This is a genomic window from Streptomyces sp. PT12, assembly GCF_003311645.1.
Taxonomy (GTDB): domain Bacteria; phylum Actinomycetota; class Actinomycetes; order Streptomycetales; family Streptomycetaceae; genus Streptomyces.
This window is the reverse complement of the sequence record NZ_QEST01000132.1, coordinates 1-819: the sequence shown is the minus strand read 5'-3', so window position 1 is coordinate 819 and position 819 is coordinate 1. Positions and strand designations below refer to the sequence as shown.

The 819-nt window shown below is 71.3% G+C and carries 1 protein-coding gene; it reads left to right on the top strand.

What is annotated here, in order from left to right; genetic code table 11:
• A partial coding sequence (locus DEH69_RS15230) for an acyltransferase domain-containing protein (protein ID WP_147255595.1) occupies positions 1 to 819 on the top strand: 819 nt, incomplete at both ends.

Below are 819 nucleotides of genomic sequence, written 5' to 3'. Positions count from 1 at the left end.
AGTCGGAGGGGCCGCGTCGGGCGGGTGTGTCCTCGTTCGGGATGAGCGGCACCAATGCCCACACCATCATCGAACAAGCACCGACCACCGACCCCGCCGAGCCCACCCCGCCGAGCGCACCGACCCTCCCCCTCGTCCCCGTGCGGCTCTCCGGGCGCGGCGACGCCGCCCTGCGCGACCAGGCCGCCGCCCTACGTTCCCACCTCGCTGTCCACCCCGAACTCCGCCCGCTCGACCTGGCGTTCACCACGGCCACCAGCCGCGCGGCACTCGACAGTCGCGCCATCGTCCTCGCCGGTGACCTCGACACGCTGACCACCGGCCTCGACGCCCTCACCGAGAACCGCTCGGCCGCCCACCTCATCACCGGATCGAGGACCAGCGGCTCGCTCGCCTTCCTGTTCTCGGGGCAGGGCAGTCAACGGCTTGGCATGGGGCGGGAGTTGTATGAGGCGTTTCCTGTGTACGCGGACGCGTTCGACGCCGTGTGCGCGCGCCTGGACCGCGAACTGACCCGCCCCCTGCGCGATGTGACCTTCGGTGGGGCCGCGGACCTGCTCAGTCGCACCGAGTTCGCGCAGGTGGCGTTGTTCGCGGTTGAGGTGGCGCTGTTCCGGCTGGTCGAGTCGTGGGGTGTCAGCCCTGACTTTCTCGCCGGTCACTCGATCGGCGAGATCGGGGCGGCGCATGTCGCGGGGGTGTTGTCTCTGGACGACGCGTGCGCTCTGGTGGCGGCCCGTGGTCGTCTGATGGGTGCGCTGCCGGAGGGTGGTGCGATGGTGGCGGTGCAGGCGTCGGAGTCGGAGGTGCTGCCGCTGC